This is a genomic window from Methylobacterium sp. DB0501 (assembly GCF_011043735.1).
GTDB classification, from domain to species: Bacteria; Pseudomonadota; Alphaproteobacteria; order Rhizobiales; family Beijerinckiaceae; genus Methylobacterium; species Methylobacterium alsaeris.
Genome location: NZ_JAAKGV010000027.1, coordinates 59,766 through 76,748, shown reverse-complemented (window position 1 = coordinate 76,748; position 16,983 = coordinate 59,766). Strand labels below are relative to the sequence as shown.

Below are 16,983 nucleotides of genomic sequence, written 5' to 3'. Positions count from 1 at the left end.
TGAACTAGTTGGGTGGCGTTTGCGTTAAGGGTGATGCCGACCGATCGCCCCGCCTATTCGTCCGACGTGTCCAATGAAGAATGGGCGCTGGTAGCCCCCTACCTCGCGCTTCTGCGGGAGAGCTCAGCGCAGCGCGAGCACGATCTGCGCGAGGTGTTCAACGGGCTGCGCTACATCGTGAAGACGGGGGCGCCGTGGCGGTTCATACCGCACGACCTGCCGCCCTGGGCCGCGGTCTACCAACAGACGCAGCGTTGGCTGTCGGCCGACAGCTTCGCGGACGTGGCCGGCGACCTGCGGGCGGTGCTGCGGATGGCGGCGGAGCGGGAGCCGGAGCCCTCGGGGGTGATCCTCGACAGCCGGACGCTGCGCTCCTCCTCGCCCGAGAGCGGCGAGCGGGCGGGCTACGACGGGGCCAAGCGCAAGCGCGGGGCGAAGGTGCATCTGGCGGTGGACACGCCCGGCCATGTCGTGGCGCTGCACGTGACGCCCGCCAGTACCGACGACCGGGCCGAGGTCGGTCGGTTGGCGGCCGAAGTTCAGGCGGAGACAGGCGACAGCGTCGAGCTGGGCTTTGTCGATCAGGGTTATTCCGGCCCCAAGCCCGCAGCTGCCGCGCGTGCCAACAGCATCGATTTGGAGGTGGTGAAGGCGCCCGAGGCCAAGCGCGGCTTCGTCCTGCTGCCGCGCCGGTGGGTGGTGGAGCGCTCGTTTGCCTGGGCCACTCGCTATCGACGGCTGGTCAAGGATTACGAGCGCTACGCCAGTACCTTGGCTGGTCTCCACATGGTCGCCTTCGTCTTCCTCATGCTCAAGCAGGCCGAAAAACTTATGACGAGTACATAACACGCTCTAGGGAAGAGGCGCACGCTGGTTTTCCCGCCTCCGTTCAGCGACACCACTCCACGAGACACGCCCCGTACTTGCCGGCACCCTTTGCGACCGCACTGATCCGGAATAGCGGCAAAGCGGTCCCGGAGATGGCCGAGACCTGCGGGCATCTCAGGCTTCGGTCATCGCGCCATCCAGGATCGCCTTCCGCCTCCTGAGTGAATCAACCGATACCGCCTATCACCGCTTCAATAGCGCTCGCTAGATCACTCTGGTATATTCAATTACATTTCGTGAAATTAACAACAGCTATCTTACGCAACGTGTGATTGGTTTATCTTGGCCTTTAGCTCCGCAGTGTTATCAAAAAAATTCAACCTATACTGGTCATACTGGCGCTAAAAAATGTCAATTTGATGCTAAAAGATGAATTACAACTACAACTTTATAGCAAATAATAGAAATTTTCTGCCGTGAGACAGGTGTTAGAGAAAACATAAATATGACTCAATGCAAAATATGCTGCGAGCTGCGCCCTACTCGATTGATTGGCCACAAACTTTAGAAACTGCCCGATGCGAGAGGTTGCAAGACGCTGGTAAATGGCACTAATGTCGCCGAGGATGCCACATTTGGCACCTATCATGGACCTTGCCGAGCTAAGATTCAACACGGCAGGCCCTATAGTTAAAACGCTGTAATATAAAGAGGAATTCACAATATGCCGAGCATAAACTGGGAAAAATATTTTACCGAAGCTGAGCTAGATTTACTAGCTAAACATTCTGCTGGGACTGCGAAATCTAAAGAAATATTTTGGAATCCAGAACTATCGTTCAAGTTCGTCAGGGCCTGTATCGACTCGGATATTTCCTTCACAGCCAGCAGTACTGATTTATTAGATTCTGTTCAAGGAAACTTTACCACAAATCATATCCCAAAGAAAATTGTGCAATTTTGGGCTCAGAAAGATATTCCCGCTGACGTCCACCTTTGTATGAACAGCTGGATAGGCACATGTAATGGGGAATATGAATTATTTAATGACGAATCGGCTAGAGATTTCATTGCTAAATTTTGCTCCAAAGAACAGCTTGAAGCATATGATTATAGTCACCATCCAGCTATGAGGAGCGATGTTTTTAGATTATTGTATTTATTTCATAATGGCGGATATTATATTGATGCTGACGACGAGAGGCGGGAATTTGATATTAATAAGATAGAAAAACAACATAAATCATTCAATCTAATCTTATCTCCTCTTGCCCATCATTTGAGCTCGAACAAAATGATCAATCCTATCAAGGCAAGCACTGATAGTGAGATAGCTCGCGAATGTAAGTTATATTATAATAATTCTCCTATATTTGCGATCAAAAACCATCCGATAATAGGAAAGGCCATTGAATATGCGGTGGAAAATATTTTTCTGTGCAAAAAATCTGGGTTATTAGCAAATATTCATTATCACACTGGTCCAAACAATCTTACTTACTCGACTTTTGAATATTGTGCAAGAAACTTCTTGTCTACTCCTTCGGAAGGTCACATTGGCATCATAAAAGATTGGGATGCGTTGGCGACAGCGAAATGCCTGAGCTATCAAGCGGATGATAGAAACTGGAGAAGCAATGCCGAAATCTATAATGTTCGCGCCACATGAATCTCATAGTAATATTTGTGAATATAATCTGTGGTTTTCCATCTTTAAAGTCAGCAGTATTTAAAATTATATAACAATAATCAATTTTATTTTACAATATTTGCTCGGTTGATTACGGTCAGCACCCTGTGTGACAGAGATCTCATCCGAGATGAGATCTCTGTCACACACAAAGCTTTTCCGGAAAAAGTTGTTTTTTCTTAATACGGCAAAATTTGCTGGTGACCTTGGCTTTCGAGTGCTGCGAGGCAGGCGTCGCGATCGTGGCGGTAGCGGGTGCGGGCTGCCCGGGTCTGCCGCCCTCGGTCGACCGAGCAACGCAGATCGCGCCAGCGGCTATAGTCGACTTGGCCGAGGTCCTCGGCGGCTCTGATCGGCGCCCGGGTGACGACGCCGGCGATCAACTGCACCGATCCCCGCAGCAGGTCGTAGATCTCCGGGACCGAGCGATGTTCGCGGTGGCACAGGGCGCCGGGCAGCGCCACGACGTCGAGGCCGAACTCGCGCTACGGTAAGGCGAGCGCGCCTTCGGCGTCTGGGCGATAGGGCTCATAGAAGCGAGGGCAGTCGGCCGCCTCGCAGCGCCGGACTGGGATTGCCCCTTGGTCCTTGCTCACTCTGCGTGGATACGGGGGAACCGTCGATGCCACGGCGGAGGGGGGATGCGGCGATCGGCTCGATCCCCGCGGATGCGGGGGAGCCCGCTCCAGATCCTCAATCAGATCCTGGATCTCGGGTCGATCCCCGCGGATGCGGGGGAGCCGAGGCGCTGTCCAAGGGGGCCAGCCCGGAGCTGGGTCGATCCCCGCGGATGCGGGGGAGCCCCCGACCGCTCGCGCGGCTACCAGACCCTCGGGGGTCGATCCCCGCGGATGCGGGGGAGCCTGCTCGGTCTTCGCGACCTTGTCCCGGCGCTTGGGTCGATCCCCGCGGATGCGGGGGAGCCCACGATGCAGGTCTTGGCATCGAGCATGTCCGTGGTCGATCCCCGCGGATGCGGGGGAGCCGATCTCATGAAACCGCTAGACGACAACGACACCGGTCGATCCCCGCGGATGCGGGGGAGCCACGGCGGAAGCGTAGCTCGACATCGCGACCGCGGGTCGATCCCCGCGGATGCGGGGGAGCCAGGGCGAGCGCCCGCGCGGAGAAGCGCTTCTCCGGTCGATCCCCGCGGATGCGGGGGAGCCCTCCGCACGCTCTACACCGGCTTCTCGACCGCGGGTCGATCCCCGCGGATGCGGGGGAGCCTCTACCAGTCAATATATTGACATCATTCACTTATCAAAGAGCCCGCCTCCTGAACGGGGGGCGGCATCCCCGCTCCGCGACCCAGTGGACGGCGAGTGAGAAGGACGCCCTCATGGGCGACCACCTCCTTGGGCGGTGAACCGAGCGTGCGAACGCCGAGGGCGCCTGCCGCGGCCGTGTCTGCCCAGGTCATCACGATGCTGCCACGGCCGAGCTGGCCGTACCAGTCCGACAGCACGGTCCAGACACGATCGCGCACGCTCGCGCTCATGCGCGGATAGGCGTAGACGCCCGGGGCAAGCTCCAGCATGGCGGATCCGAGGAAGCCCCGATAGCGATCCTCGACATCGCGGGTGACAACCACGCAGAGCGGCATAACCTTCTCCTCGTCGCGCTCACGACGGCTCGGGGTCGGTCGTCGGACCGACCTCGGCCTGAGGGTCGTCTTCCTGCTCCCGAGGTACCAGGACGGACTTGATCACGTCGATCAGACCTGGAACGACCTCGCGTCGGCGAAACAGCTCGGCGGCCCTGCGGCGCACCAGCCGGTCGATGCTCTCCGGGCGTTTGCTCGCCTCCTTGGCCGCCCCGAAGGCGATGTCGAGGACGACGTCGTGGCGCCGCACGTCGGCGATGTCGAGGACGAAGCTCTGCCCGGAATCCTCGTGGATGAAGCCGAGCTGCGGGATCGTGCCGGTGGCGGCGACCGCGATGGCGGCGGCGGCCTGCACCGTCACGGCCGCGTGGTTGAGTGCCTGGTTGGGCAGGTCCGCGCTGTCCGGGTTCGCCCTGTCGTAGCGGCGTCCGCGCCAGGGCACGCCGAAGCGACCGGCGGCCAGCTCGTAGGCCCGCTTGATGCGTCCGCCCTCCATGCCGCGCAGGACCGCGATGTCGCGGGTCCGCACGATCTCGCCGAAGCGGAGCGCATACATCCGCCGCGCCACCTCCATGCGGGTCGCCTTCACCGCCCAGAGCTCGACCTGGCGCCGGGCCAGGGCGGAGGTGTCGGGCAGGAGCGGTGGCGCCGTGTAGAGCCGCACGCCGCCCTCGCCGATGGCGCAGAGGGCGCATCCGTGACGGGCGAGGAGCCGGAGGGCGTCGTGGGTCACCGAGGAGCCCGGGCCGAGCAGCACCGCCGAGACCGACTGGTGCGGGATCTGGTAGTCGCCCGGCGCGAGGGTCGCGCCCCCTCCGGCCCGGCCCGGGTGACGAACCGCAGGCAGCCGTCCTCCACCTCCAGGCGGCCGCGGTCGAGCCAGAGGAGGCCGTGCCGGTCGCCGTGGGGGACGCGGGCCGTGTCGAGGCCGAGGCGGCCCAGCAGCATGGCGCTACCTCCCGGCCGGCCGCAGCAGCAGCATGCCGAAACCGAACGCGCCGTGCCGCCCCACCCCGCGCGCCAGCAGGACGGCGAAGGCCGCCGGATCGGCCACCGTCAGCCCCCCGTCCACCACGGTCTCGGGCCCGGCGAACCCGGGCCGGCGGCGGGACGCGGCGTCCAGCGGGACGGACCGCACGGTGCGGATGCGCCGATGCGACACCAGGCGGAAGGCGGAGAGGGCTGCCGCCGTCCCTAAGCGCTGCTCCAGCCAGGCGCGGTAGACCCGCTCGCGGTCCAGCGGATCGCTCTCCTCGGTGCGGCCCGAACGGTCGCGCCGCTCGAGCGCCGCCAGGAAGGCGTCCCGCTCCTGGCCGCCCCGGCGGTCCGCCGCCGACCGGGCCTCGGCGGCGCGCGGGCCGTAGCGTACCACCGGCCGCACCCGCAGCGCGAAGCCGTAGGCCGCGCCCTCGGCGAAGGCGCGCGGCATCGCCTTGGCCTCGAAGGGTTGCGGGAAGAGCGCCGCCAGGGCGCTCTCCGCAGAGGCGCTCCCGGCATCCTGGTCGCCGCGCCAGTCGGCCTCCCAGTCCGGCGGCGCCTCGGGACGCGCGATCGCGCGGGGATCCGCGGAACGCAGGGCGTCGGGATCCTGCGAGTAGCCGAGCAGCATTTCCGGCCCGCCGTCGCGGCCCGGCATCAGGCGCCAGGGCTGCGGGGCCGCCGCCCCGAAGCGCCGCCGCAGGGCGAGGTGCAGCGCGTAGCCGAGATCGTCGTCGAGGACGCCCTGATACGCCGCGAAGGCCCGCAACGCCGCGGACGCGACGGGGGTGCGCACGAGGTGGAGGACCGGGCCGCTCACGGCATGTCTCCGCGGGGCTGGGCCGGAAGGGACAGCCGGCCTTCGGTCACCCCGCGCGAGCCGCCATGCACGCCCACCACCCAGTCGCGCTCGTCGCAGATCTCCTGGCGCCGCTCGCGCTCGCCCGGCTCCAGATCGCCCGGTTCCAAGCCGGCCGGCCATTGGGCGCGCACCGGACGCGCCGAGCGGGGCCATCCGTCGGGCTCGCGCCGGGCACGCGAGGAATGCAGGCGGAACCGTCCCTCGCCGGCGGCGCAGGCCGCGAGGCCGCGTTCGAGGGCAGTGCGGACGTCGTCGGCCGCGACGCGTCCGGCCAGCAGCGGGCGCGAGGGCAGGCAGGGCTTGCGTCCGGCGAAGAGCGGTCGCTCCGGCCGGTCGAGGGCGTGCTCGACCTCGGCCAGGGTCGGGCTCTCCTCGGGGGGATCGAGGCGGAAGGCGACCAGCACCAGGGCGTCGGCGTCGGCGTCGCGGTAGCGGATGTGGGGCGAGTCGTAGGTCGCCGCCCCGCCGCTGCGGCCCTCGATCCGGCCGCGCGTGGTCCAGCCCCGGTCGCCGGCGCCGAGGCGGGCGGTCTGGAAGTCGCGCACCCGCCGTCCCTCCGCGGCCCGGGCGGAGCCGAGGACCAGGCGGGCCTGCAGCCGGTCGAGGCGGACGCCGTCGGCCCGGTCGTAGCCGAGGGCGTTGGCGAGGAGCCCGGTGACCGTCGAGCGGCCGGGGAAGTCGCGCACGACCCCGTAGGCGTCGATGATGTCGCCGCCGAAGGCGCAGAGCGGCGCGTCGAGGAGGAGGACGAGGTGGTCCGGCACGGTCCCTACCCCGCGATCAGCGCCCGGCGCACCATGGCGCCGGCACGGGTGGCGAGGTCGGGGAGGGTCAGCCCCTCGATGCCGGGCAGCCGCGCCGCACCGCGGGCCGCCTGCATCCGGGTCTCGTGCGGGCCGAACATCCCGTCCAGTCCCTCGATCTCCCGGACGATCGCCCGCGCGGTCTCGCCCGCCAGCGTCGCGCCCGCCTCCAGCGCCCGGCGGTCCCGGGGCGGCTGGACGGGATCGCGGAAGGCGTTGGCCAGGGTGCGGGGCTGGCGCTCGCCGGCCTCGACCAGCACGAGGTCGGCGTAGGAATAGGGCGACGTCGAGCCGCGCTTGGCCCCGGGGCTGACCGTGGCGACGAGGTGGACCAGGTTCTCGACCGCGCGTCCGGCGAGGTCGCGCGCGTCCGGATCGAGGTCGGCCCAGGCCTTGCGTACGCAACCCGTGAGGTTCGAGACCAGGAGCGGCACGTCGACCACGACGTAGCCGTAATAGAGCCCCGAGGTCAGCTCGGTGTCGAACACGCCGGCGGCTCCCGCATCCTCGCGCTCGGCGAGGTCGTCGACGACCGTGAAGTAGTCGAGTTCGGGCTGCTCGTCGTGGACCGTGAAGGCGTGGGCGACGTGGATCGCCGCGTCGGTGTTGGCGCGGACGTCCGAGGTCACCATGCGGCCGAACAGGGCGCTCTCGAGGCCGGGCGCCAGGTGGTTCTGCTCGCGCAGCTGCTTGAGGTTCGCCCGCCCGTCGCCGTCCTTGAAGAAGGCCTTCGCTGCGTCCTCCGCGGCCTTGGCGTCCTCCGCCTCCCGGGCGATGCGGGCGGCGTTCTCGGCGAGATAGGCGAGTTCGGGGCGGCCGAGCAGCAGCGCCTGGCGGGATTTCTTGTCGCCGGCCTTGCCGCCGTAGACCTGCTCGACGAACACCTTCTCGATGGCCTTAAGCACCGTCTCGCCGGCCCGCCCGCGCAGCGGGCCCGTCACCTCCTGCTCGATCGCGACCTTGGAGCGCTCGGCCTCGAGGCCGACCTCCTCGGCGAGCCGGTGCAGGCCGCGGGCATCCTCGGTCATGCGCCAGTGGCGCTTCAGGCATTGCGAGGAGATCCGCGTGCGGGTGGCGCCGCCGAAGGGCAGGCGCTTGGCCAGTCCCGCATCGTCGCGGTTGAGGAGCACGCCCGGATACGAGGCGAGGAAGTGGATCTGGATGAAGCGGGGAGTCGTCACGCTCAGGCGTCCTCGTCGGTGTCGTCGGTGTCGCGGTCGTCGCCAGCTTCCGCGGCGTAGTAGGCGCGGGCGAGCGCCAGGCGGGCCTCGTCGGCCCGGGTCTCGTCGAAGCCCTCGGCGAGGATCAGGTGCGCGAGGGGAGTGAGGTCGAGGGGCACCGCGCCGGCGGCGGCCAGGAACCGGCCGAGGCGGGCGGCCTGGGCGACGAGGGCCGGCCCCCGGGCGGTGGTGAGCCGCATCAGGCGGGTCTCCGACACGCCGGCGGCGTGGATCCGGCGCCCGGCCTCGCGCTCGCGGTGGCGCGGGCCCGCCATCTGCCCGTCCGGGTTCCGCTCGCGCACCGGTGCGTGGACCTCCCGCGCCGCCGTGCCCGACAGGGTCGCGACCAGGTGGCAGATCAAGGCCCAACGGCGCAGGCCGTCGTCGGAGGCGAAGGCGCGCCGGTTCACGCCGGCCGCGATCAGGAGCGGGATCACCGCGTCCACGCCGCGGCCGGGCGCTGCCGGATCGAGGCGCCGTAACGCCGCCCGCGTCCCGGTCGGCAAACCCGGCATCCGGCCGGAGATCGAGCGCAGCTGCGCAGAGAGCGAGGGCGCGCGCCGCCCCTCCCGCCCGCCGGCCTCCGCCATCGGCGTCACCTCAACCGGCATCCTTCACCTCCGCCATGAACGCGCCGGCCCGGCGCTCGAACAGGGACGAGGCCTGGGCCCTGGCGCGGATGCGCCGCACCTCGGTGCGCGGCGCCGCCTCGGCGGCCTCGGCGAGGACTGCGCGGGCGACGCCTGAGAGCCGCGCCCGCCAGGGCACCCGGTGCGGCCCGTCCCGCTCCGCCACCTCGTTCCAGAACGCGTCGTCGAAGAAGCCCGCCTCGACGCGGCCGTCATAGGTCGCCTGCCACGACGCGGCCTTGCGCAGACCCGCCTCGTCGTCGAGCCGCACGCCGTCGCGGCCGCCGCGCATCAGCGCCAGGAGCGCGTGACGCAGGATGCGCCCCATCTCTCCGGCCTCGTCGGCGCGCTCCTGCGCGACCTGGCCGGTGCGGTCGAGGATCTCGTCGCCGCTCTGCTCCAGAAGGGAAGCGACGAAGCCCGGCACCGGCAGGTAGCGCTCGTGGAAGCCCTCGGTCTTGCCCTGGCCACGCACGACGGCGCTGAACACGAGGACGAGGCCGGTGGTGGGCATGCCGGGGGTCGGGGTGGAAAGCACCGGCCGGACAGTGATGTCCTTGTTCAGCAGCCGGGCGATCTGCCGGTAGCCGAAGCCCGCCCCCGTCGGCGTATAGGCCTTCTCGCCGTCCTGCAGCACCGGCGCCCACGGGTCGCCGGTCCGCCCGGTGAGCGCCTTCGCCTCGATCCGGGCCGCCTTCGAGCCGGCGGTGCGGGCGACGAGGTGGCCGTCCTCCCGCATCAGCCGCACGCGCCGGCACACGTCGACGTAGAGCGGATCGAGCCCCGAGAAGCCCCGGGAGGCCTGTCCGTCCCACGGCTCGAGCCAGAGGAGGCCCGGCCCGTCGCGGGCGGCGAGCGCCGGCTGTCTCACCAGGATCTCGTCCCGCCCCCAGGCGAGGAGCTGGCCGATATCGTGCCGGAAGGCGGCACCGGGCGTCCCTTGCGGGCGCAGCCCGAGGGTCGTGCGGCTGCCGAAGCCGCCATTCATCCGGCTGACGCCGAAATTGCCCGCTCCCATGAAGCCCTCCTGGGTCTGGAGGCTGACCAGGGCGAAGAGCCAGTGGTCGTCGGCGGCCTCCCGCATCCGCTCGGCCTTGAGGTCGTGGTTCTTGGCCGTGACCAGCATGTCGAGGGCGTCGGGCGCCTCGATACGCCCTCGGTACTCCGCCGCATTCGCGGGTCTCGCCACCGGCGGCTGGAGCAGGGCCGGCTTGCCCCAATCCTCGACCACGAGCGTCCATGCCTCGCCATCCGGCCAGTCCGGGGTGAGGGCCAGGAGCAGCCCGCGCCACGCCTCCCCGGTCTCCGGCAGTGTCGCCTCCCCGGCACGATGAAGCGCCATCGCGGCGATCTGGACTAGGAAGGCGTGCCAGGCTTGGCGCTGGTGCGGGCGCAGGGCCGGGAAGGACGCGACGGCATCGCGACTCAGGGCGGCCAGGATGTCGAACAGGTCGGCCGTTCTCGTTTGGCCGGATCGATCGCAGTAGCGGATGTGCATGAGAGCCTGTTTGCCGTGCGAGGACGTCGCCGCGAGACATTTTTCCTAGTTTATTTCACCCGCGATCTTATTCTGAGATCGCGGGCGAGATAGAATTTGCCAATCAGTCAGATATGGTCCGAGAGCTTGTTTGACTGAAATCGACAGAATTGACTCCCTGGATGTCATTCCGGGACAGCGCAGCGGAGCCCGGTATCCCGAGCCGTAGGATGTTTGTAATAGAGCGGAACGTCTTTCGACTCGCTCGACCCCACCTGAGTGTCTGGATACCGGGCTCCGCTACGCGGTACCGGAATGACGTGGAGAATATCAAGACTGTCGAGACAGTCAAACAGATAATCAAGCTCTGACCGACTTGTGAGGAAAGCGCCGCGAGAAATTTTTTATCCCACCCGCCACCTCGAAATGAGGTTGTGGTAGGATAAAATTTGGCGACTATGCAAACAGGCTCTGAGAGGTCCCCGACGGCGCGGGGGAGCAACCCGCACCATGGCGGCAGCCACCATCTGGCGTGGTCGATCCTCTCCGGGAGAGGGAGCGGTTCGGGGCAGGACATCCTGCCCCGATGCGGTTACAGGCGCGAAACGGGCGCGCCAGCGGAGGATTTACTCAAGGCGGTCGAATAATCGCATGCGTTCTCGGTGACGTATGTCTCGCGCGACATCGATATGATGCGGCCGTTATCGGCGCGAAAGTGCCAACGCCATCGTCGCCCTCCGGCGACCGTGAACTTTTCGTATTTCATCGGTGTCTCTCCGACACGGATCGACTTGACGAATGGCGCGGAAGATCTACAAGTGTCGCGCGATCCGACACACGATCTTGCGGTCCCAAGTCGCAGTTCGTTCGGACCAAGGCCCGGAGATGCCACAACATCTTCGGGCCTTACCTGTTCGCAAATTATTCGTACTCTAGGTGTTTCCCGAGTGCAAGCGCCGGATGGGCACGGCGCCATCCGATGGCGGGGCGCCTGCGGCAGCACCATCTGGCGGTTCAGCCAACACAGCCTCACCCCACCCGCAGCCCGAGACGGTCGTAGCGGAAGCCGACCGTGCCGAGCGTGAACCGCACGCCCTCCGCACCAGCCTCCTCCCGGACCGAGACGGTCGCGTCGTCCGGGATCGGGCCGGCGTCCTTGAGCATCCATCCCGGGATGCGCAGCTGGGTGATCGTCGCGCCGAACGGTCCGACGAACGGCGCATCCGGGGGAATCAGCCGGTCGTCGGCGCCGAGCCGGGTGCGCACCGTCTCGTCCTTCGGGAACAGCAGCTCCGTGAACCGGGTCGCCATGTCGAGCCGGTGGTGGGCCGCCAGGGTCGCGTCGGCGATGCGGCCGCCCTCCTGGCGGGTCGCGTGGTCGAGCCAGGCACCGCCCTTCTGCACGGCGACCGCGTCGAGCGCCTCCGGATGGGTCGTCAGCTCGACGAGCCGGCGGCAGTCGCACGGGACCGCGATCCGGGCGGGCTCTTCCAGCAGGCGCCAGGTCGCCTCGATCACGGCGAGCCGGGGGTAGATGCCGCGTCCCTCCTTGGTCGGACCCAGCCCGTGCCGGGCGCGGTCGAGCAGGGGCGAGAGGTCGCGCGCCTCCGGGACCAGCACGATCGCCCGCGGCGTCGCGAAGCCGGACGGGCGGTCGTCGCGCCGGTGCCGGTGCAGGCGGCCGAAGCGCTGGAGCAGCACGTCCATCGGCGCCAGATCGGTGAGCAAGAGATCCGCGTCCAGATCCAGGCTCATCTCGAGCGTCGTCGTCCCGACGGCGACAACCGGCCGGCGCTCGCGGCCGCGGCGGTCTTCGAGCGGCTGGTCGTCGTCCACCTTGCCGAACAGGGCCTCGATCTCGACGTCGAGGAGGCGGCGGTCCTCGGCGGCGAAGCGGCCGTGATGCAGGGTCGGAACGCCGCCGACCCGGAACAGCAGGTCGCCGGCGCCCTCCGCCTCGAGCGCCTGCTGCACCGCCACCGCGTCGGCGACGGTGTTGCGCACGACCAGCACCGAGGCGCCCGCCCGCGCCGCGCGCAGGGCCCGGGCGGCGATCTCCCGCGGGTGCGCGATCAGCGGCGCGGCCTCCACGGCGATCTCCTTGCGCCGGCCGCCGGTCGTCACCGTCTCGGGCGCCGCTTCCGAGCCCGAGAGCGCCGGATAGGGCGTCGCGAGGGCCCGTGCGAGGCACGGCATCTCCTGGCCGAGAAGGGCCGTGCGCGCCGCGCTGCCGAGGGTGGCCGAGAGGAGCATCACCCGGCCGCCGGCCGCGACGTGGTTCCCGATCACGGTCTTGAGGATCTCGGTCTGGAACGCATCGGACGCATGGACCTCGTCGACCACGAGGAGCGCCCGCGACAGGGCGGCGGCGCGCAGGTGCGCGTGCTTGACCTGCAGGCCCGCCATCAGCGCCTGGTCGATGGTGCCGACCGCGATGCGGGCGGCGAGGTAGCGCTTGGGCGCCTCGGCGGCCCAGCGGGCGTCGTTGGCGTCGCCGTCCGGCCACAGCACCGTGAAGGGCGCGAGACGCTGCCCGTCCTCGTCGCCGGCGCGCAGGTAGCCCGGCACCGCCATCACCGCCCGGGGGGCGTCGGCACCGAAGACGCGGGCGAGGTGGCGGTTGATCCGTCCGTGCAGCTGCGTCGCGGCGGTGCGGGTCGGCACCGCGAAGTACAGCGCGTCGACCTCGCCGCGGGCGATCAGCGCGAGGGCGCGCCACAGGGCCGCCTCGGTCTTGCCCGAGCCGGTCTCGGCCTCGAGGGCGGCGACCGCGCCGAGCCACGCGGCGGCGGCCTTCTCCTGCGCCTCGTAGGGCGAGAAGCCGAAGGCCGCCGCGAAGGAGGCGGGCGCCGTGCGCGACAGCGGGCCGAGCCCCCGTTCGGCGACCGCCAGAGCGGCCTGCGCCGTCGCGAATTGCGACCGCGGCAGATCGGGCGGCGTCGCGAGGGGGAAATGCGCCGTGTCCGAGCCGAGCCAGTCGGCCAGGGTCGTCAGGCCGGCGAGCAGCGCCACGACGCGCGGGGCGTCGGGCAGCCGCGGTCCCTCCGCGAAGGCGAGCGGGAAGCGCTGGCGCGCGGCGGCGAGGAGCCGTGCCACCTCGGCGACCGGATCGTAGCCGTCGACCGGGCGCCACCAGCCGGCATTCTTCCGTGCCTCTCTGGCGCTGTCTCCGCTCGTCGCGCCCTGCTGGCTGAAACTCGCCAGCGGACGGCCGTGGTGCGCCATCACGGCCGTGAGGTGTTGGGCCGCCCCCCAGGCCGCGATGAGGTCGCCCAGCTCCCGCACCGCGGCGTGGTTGCGGAGCTGCACGCTATGGTGGAACAGAGCGCCAACGACCTCGGTGTGGCCGATACGTGGCATCTCGGGAAATTGGCGCCGCCAGAAGCCACTATTCGCTTTGCCGAGATCGTGGAGGAAGGCAAGTGCGCACAAACGCTCGACGTCCTGGTCGGACAAGGCGCGTCCGGCGAGGATCGCGATCCTGCTCCGATAGACGGTCTGCGTCAGCACGGTGTGCAGGACAGCAGCGACATCCTCGCCGTGATCGATCAGAGCAAGTGTCGTACCGGACTCGTCGCGCTTGGCCCAGGCGTGATCAACTCTGACTTGGTGATCTTCAGTCAACGATCCCTTCCGATCGGGTTGCCCGGACCTGGGCGGGATTCGTTCCGCATCGGCCCTGCACGAGCAACCCCGACAAAGAGCCCATCACGCTCTGTTTTGCAGCGTCGCAAGCTTCCTGGCTGCACCGCGCTGGGCCCGAAGGTACTCACCTTAGCGGGCCGGCGTCGCTGGCGTCGTCCACGAGCCGGCCTGCATCACCTCGAGCAGTTCGAACCCCGCCGCGAACATGTCCTGGTTCGCCCCGACCCGGGTCGAGTGCCCGTAGGGCAGGCGCGCCAGCGTCAGCCCGGTCGCGGTTGCGAGATCGCGGAACACGCGCGCCACCTCCCCTCCCGACATCGCGAGACGACTGATCATGTGTCCCGTCTCGCAGGTGCCTCGGACAGTACAGGGAAAGCCGGACCGCGCCGCCATCCTCGAACTCAGGGACGAACTTCGTCCGGAGGGCTGAAAAGTTCCGGCCGATGGCGCACAAGTCGAGCGTCGAACGTATCATCCTCCATGCGCCACTGTCTGTGAGGCCATCATGCGCGAGTATGTGCTCGCCCTCGTGCTCGTCGTCGGAGCGGCGACACGCGTCCTGGCCAACGAGCCACCCATCCAGGGGGGGCCCGCGGACGCGGCTTGTCGCGAGCAGGCCGGGGCGGAGGTCTTCAGCGCCCCCAACACGAACCGTCTGAGCCTCTGGGATCTCGGCTCCGAGATCTGGCACAGTTGCATGGCGGCCTACCACAGGCGTGCTCCCGCCCCGGACCGTCGAGAGCGGCGGTTCTGACGGCACGAGCTCGGGGCTGCGTCGCGGGCGAGCCCGCGCGGAACCGTGGCAGGCGAATCAACAGGTCGGCTACCGACGGCGCGTCCCGGATAGGTTGAAGGAGGGTGTCATGTCGAAAGTCCTCGTGGTCGGCGCCGGTCCGGTCGGCCTCACCCTGGCGGCGGAACTCGCCCGGTACGGGATCGGCGTGCGCCTGATCGACCGCAGCTCGCGCGCGACCGAGACATCCAAGGCTCTGGTCGTCTGGTCGCGGACCCTCGAACTCATGGACCGCATGGGCTGCACGGAGGGTTTCCTGGCCGCCGGGCTTCGCGCCCACGGCGCCTCGATCCGCAGCGAAGGGACCGTCCTGGGCCGCCCCCGCTTCGACGACGTCGCGCGCGCCTACAACTTCGCCCTGATGATCCCGCAGAAGGAAACCGAGCGGTTGCTCACCGCGCACCTGAGATCGCTCGGCGTCGTGATCGAACGTGAAGTCGAGCTGACAGGGTTCATGGAACGGGATGACCGGGTCGAGGCCCATCTCAGGCACGCTGACGGGCGCGAAGAGAGGGTGGCGACACCCTGGCTGATCGGGTGCGACGGTGCCCACAGCACGGTGCGCCACAGCCTCGGCGTCGCATTCGGCGGCTCGACGCAGGGAGACGATTGGCTCCTGGCCGATGTACGCCTGGAGGGCGCCGGGGCGCCGCCGTCCGACGAGATCGCCACATACCTGCACCGGGACGGCCCGTTCGTGATCTTTCCGATCCCGGGCGGGCGCGCCCGCGTCGTCGCAACTCGGGGCCGGGCAGATCCCGCGCACCCGCGCCCGGATCCGACACTGGCGGACGTGCAGGCCCTGGTGGACCGGCGCACCGGCGGCGGCTTTCGCGTCGCCGATCCGGTCTGGCTGACGAACTTCCGCATCAACGAGCGCAAGGTCGCGGAGTACCGGCGGGGCCGGATCTTCCTGGCGGGCGACGCCGCGCACATCCACAGCCCGGCCGGAGGCCAGGGCATGAACACCGGGATGCAGGACGCGATCAACCTCGCCTGGAAACTGGCGATGGTGGAGCGCAGTCAGGCGGCCGAGACCCTGCTCGACAGTTACAGCCCCGAGCGGACGGGGGTCGGCGACATGGTGTTGCGCAATGCCGGACGGCTCACCGACATGGCGACGCTGGCGCATCCGGCGGCACAAGTCGCGCGCAACCTCGCTCTGCGCTTCCTGCTCGGGTTCCATGCGGTGCGCGACCGCATGGCGACGACGATGAGCGAGATCGAGATCGCCTATCCCGGGAGCCCCCTCTCGCACGGGCCAGGCGCCGGCGCTCGGTGGGACCCGCAGCATGATGCCGGCTCGGCGCCGGGAAGCGGGCGCGAGCCGCGCTTTGTACTCTACGCCGCCGATGCGGCGCGCGGGACCGTTCTGGCGGGGCGGTTCCCGGCGCTGCTGGAGCCCGCACCGCGAATGCCGCCGGACGGCTCCTCCCTCGTCATCGTCCGGCCGGACGGCTATGTCGGTTTCGTGGCCGTGGGAGAGGAGTGGGACGGTGCGGAGCGTTACCTGCGCGCCCTTGCAGGCGGTCCCGGGTAAGCGGCTCGTACGTCCGGCAAGAGGTCGGAAGGTAGGTCGGAGCGACGACAGGCTGCACGTCCGAATGGGGCCGACGGCAGTCCGCGCCATGTCGCGGTGAACAGCCGAAGCCAGCATCGGAGCCGCTCAGCAGCGTTCCCATGACGGTCACTTCGCCTCCGCGGTTGCCGCTTATCCGATGTCCACGACAGGCCGCTCAGGCGGCCGCGAACAGCCTCCGGAGGTGCGCCGAAGTCCCGGCTCACGCCACGAGCGGCCGCGCCAGCCGAGATGGCCATCGGGCCGGACGAGGTAGCTCATCGCTCGGGCCCCATACGCCCCGGCGAACGCCCCCGTGCGGTCCTCCAGGAGGTCCGCCCCCGGCAGCGTGTAGCCTGCCGCGTCGCTTGCCACCACGACGATGCACAGGTGCTCCCGCAGCAGATGGGTCCGCCGCCGCATCCAGTCGGAGAGATCCTGCACTGTCCCGGGCTCGCACGCTCCATTCAGGTGGACCACCAGGGCGTCAGTCACGCGTGCCGACGCGGCTAGTCAGAGACAAGATGCGGGCTTGGTTATGAGCGGAAGTCAGAACCCGCCACGCGAGATGTCGGACAGGATGACACCGCAGCCACCTGTCGCCGCGCTTTACCGAGGTGCCGCAATTGTGCTCGCGACCATGCACGGCAGCGAGCAGGCCATCGCGCCGCCCTTTGCTGATCACCTCGGGCTCATCGTCATGCCCCCGGTCGGCCTCGATACCGATCAACTCGGACCGTTCTCGGGCGAGATCCCGGCCAGGGTACGATGGGCGACGTGGCTCGGCCCAAGGCCCGTCTCCGACCCGTGCACCTCGCAGGAATGTCACTCGCTTCCCACTGGTGGCTCCCACTCCCTTATCTATTTTATAGAACCATACGTCATAAATAATCA

The 16,983-nt window shown here is 68.0% G+C and carries 16 protein-coding genes and 1 CRISPR repeat array; of the genes, 4 read left to right on the top strand and 12 right to left on the bottom strand.

The features are described from left to right. The first annotated feature begins 33 nt into the window (after nt 1–33). Together G4G93_RS30320 and G4G93_RS30315 are read left to right on the top strand one after the other, a co-directional pair. Nucleotides 34–846, top strand: a complete 813-nt coding sequence (locus G4G93_RS30320) for an IS5 family transposase (RefSeq protein ID WP_165090465.1) — start codon at nt 34–36, stop codon at nt 844–846. A gap of 706 nt (nt 847–1,552) precedes the next feature. Then, on the top strand, nt 1,553–2,497 hold the full coding sequence (locus G4G93_RS30315) for a glycosyltransferase family 32 protein (RefSeq protein ID WP_165090463.1): 945 nt from the start codon (nt 1,553–1,555) through the stop codon (nt 2,495–2,497). Nucleotides 2,498–2,697: 200 nt separating this feature from the next. Here the strand turns inward: G4G93_RS30315 and G4G93_RS30310 are convergent, their stop codons facing one another. From G4G93_RS30310 to G4G93_RS30260, 12 genes are all read right to left on the bottom strand, one after another. Then, nucleotides 2,698–2,982 carry a hypothetical protein gene (locus G4G93_RS30310; protein WP_165090461.1) on the bottom strand — a complete coding sequence of 95 codons (285 nt, stop codon included), beginning with the start codon at nt 2,980–2,982 and terminating at the stop codon, nt 2,698–2,700. A 189-nt stretch (nt 2,983–3,171) separates the two neighbouring features. Continuing rightward, nucleotides 3,172–3,748: a CRISPR direct-repeat array (repeat unit 28 nt; unit sequence GGTCGATCCCCGCGGATGCGGGGGAGCC). A gap of 22 nt (nt 3,749–3,770) precedes the next feature. Beyond that, nucleotides 3,771–4,124, bottom strand: a complete 354-nt coding sequence (gene cas2e / locus G4G93_RS30305) for a type I-E CRISPR-associated endoribonuclease Cas2e (RefSeq protein WP_165090459.1) — start codon at nt 4,122–4,124, stop codon at nt 3,771–3,773. Between the two features lie 19 nt (nt 4,125–4,143). Beyond that, nucleotides 4,144–4,857: a type I-E CRISPR-associated endonuclease Cas1e gene (gene cas1e, locus G4G93_RS30300; RefSeq protein WP_312892297.1), complete on the bottom strand. Its 714-nt coding sequence runs from the start codon at nt 4,855–4,857 to the stop codon at nt 4,144–4,146. Next, complete coding sequence (locus G4G93_RS35640; RefSeq protein ID WP_206290108.1) at nt 4,854–5,072, bottom strand: hypothetical protein; 219 nt, start codon at nt 5,070–5,072, stop codon at nt 4,854–4,856. Before G4G93_RS35640 ends, cas1e begins: the two co-directional genes overlap by 4 nt. A 4-nt stretch (nt 5,073–5,076) precedes the next feature. Continuing rightward, entirely contained in the window at nt 5,077–5,922 is an 846-nt protein-coding gene (locus tag G4G93_RS30295; RefSeq protein WP_165090457.1) for a type I-E CRISPR-associated protein Cas6/Cse3/CasE, read from the bottom strand. Continuing rightward, nucleotides 5,919–6,728 carry a type I-E CRISPR-associated protein Cas5/CasD gene (gene cas5e / locus G4G93_RS30290; RefSeq protein ID WP_165090455.1) on the bottom strand — a complete coding sequence of 270 codons (810 nt, stop codon included), beginning with the start codon at nt 6,726–6,728 and terminating at the stop codon, nt 5,919–5,921. The genes G4G93_RS30295 and cas5e overlap by 4 nt, the downstream gene beginning before the upstream one ends. Nucleotides 6,729–6,733: 5 nt before the next feature. Next, nucleotides 6,734–7,948 (bottom strand): type I-E CRISPR-associated protein Cas7/Cse4/CasC, encoded by a 1,215-nt coding sequence (gene cas7e / locus G4G93_RS30285; protein WP_165090453.1) that lies wholly within the window; start codon nt 7,946–7,948, stop codon nt 6,734–6,736. 2 nt (nt 7,949–7,950) lie between these two features. Beyond that, the gene (locus tag G4G93_RS30280) at nt 7,951–8,598 is read right to left on the bottom strand and encodes a type I-E CRISPR-associated protein Cse2/CasB (protein ID WP_165090451.1); all 648 of its coding nucleotides are present in this window, start codon (nt 8,596–8,598) and stop codon (nt 7,951–7,953) included. Beyond that, nucleotides 8,588–10,114: a type I-E CRISPR-associated protein Cse1/CasA gene (locus tag G4G93_RS30275; protein ID WP_165090449.1), complete on the bottom strand. Its 1,527-nt coding sequence runs from the start codon at nt 10,112–10,114 to the stop codon at nt 8,588–8,590. Before G4G93_RS30275 ends, G4G93_RS30280 begins: the two co-directional genes overlap by 11 nt. A gap of 571 nt (nt 10,115–10,685) precedes the next feature. Further along, nucleotides 10,686–10,859 carry a DUF1508 domain-containing protein gene (locus G4G93_RS30270; RefSeq protein ID WP_165090447.1) on the bottom strand — a complete coding sequence of 58 codons (174 nt, stop codon included), beginning with the start codon at nt 10,857–10,859 and terminating at the stop codon, nt 10,686–10,688. A 263-nt stretch (nt 10,860–11,122) separates the two neighbouring features. After that, nucleotides 11,123–13,717, bottom strand: coding sequence for a CRISPR-associated helicase Cas3' (cas3, locus tag G4G93_RS30265; protein WP_165090445.1), 2,595 nt, complete (start codon nt 13,715–13,717; stop codon nt 11,123–11,125). Between the two features lie 150 nt (nt 13,718–13,867). Beyond that, entirely contained in the window at nt 13,868–14,074 is a 207-nt protein-coding gene (locus G4G93_RS30260) for a hypothetical protein (protein WP_246737117.1), read from the bottom strand. Nucleotides 14,075–14,243: 169 nt separating this feature from the next. On the opposite strand from G4G93_RS30260, the gene G4G93_RS30255 reads away from it, so the two are divergent. Next, nucleotides 14,244–14,492, top strand: coding sequence for a hypothetical protein (locus G4G93_RS30255; protein ID WP_165090443.1), 249 nt, complete (start codon nt 14,244–14,246; stop codon nt 14,490–14,492). 109 nt (nt 14,493–14,601) lie between these two features. After that, nucleotides 14,602–16,071, top strand: a complete 1,470-nt coding sequence (locus G4G93_RS30250; protein WP_165090441.1) for an FAD-dependent monooxygenase — start codon at nt 14,602–14,604, stop codon at nt 16,069–16,071. Nucleotides 16,072–16,983 lie beyond the last annotated feature (912 nt).

Bases quoted from the DNA above. Each gene is read 5' to 3' on its own strand.
- G4G93_RS30320 (WP_165090465.1), top strand. From the start codon at position 34: ATGCCGACCGATCGCCCCGCCTATTCGTCCGACGTGTCCAATGAAGAA.
- G4G93_RS30315 (WP_165090463.1), top strand. From the start codon at position 1,553: ATGCCGAGCATAAACTGGGAAAAATATTTTACCGAAGCTGAGCTAGAT.
- cas2e (WP_165090459.1), bottom strand. From the start codon at position 4,124: ATGCCGCTCTGCGTGGTTGTCACCCGCGATGTCGAGGATCGCTATCGG.
- G4G93_RS35640 (WP_206290108.1), bottom strand. From the start codon at position 5,072: ATGCTGCTGGGCCGCCTCGGCCTCGACACGGCCCGCGTCCCCCACGGC.
- G4G93_RS30280 (WP_165090451.1), bottom strand. From the start codon at position 8,598: ATGCCGGTTGAGGTGACGCCGATGGCGGAGGCCGGCGGGCGGGAGGGG.
- G4G93_RS30275 (WP_165090449.1), bottom strand. From the start codon at position 10,114: ATGCACATCCGCTACTGCGATCGATCCGGCCAAACGAGAACGGCCGAC.
- G4G93_RS30270 (WP_165090447.1), bottom strand. From the start codon at position 10,859: ATGAAATACGAAAAGTTCACGGTCGCCGGAGGGCGACGATGGCGTTGG.
- G4G93_RS30260 (WP_246737117.1), bottom strand. From the start codon at position 14,074: ATGATCAGTCGTCTCGCGATGTCGGGAGGGGAGGTGGCGCGCGTGTTC.
- G4G93_RS30255 (WP_165090443.1), top strand. From the start codon at position 14,244: ATGCGCGAGTATGTGCTCGCCCTCGTGCTCGTCGTCGGAGCGGCGACA.
- G4G93_RS30250 (WP_165090441.1), top strand. From the start codon at position 14,602: ATGTCGAAAGTCCTCGTGGTCGGCGCCGGTCCGGTCGGCCTCACCCTG.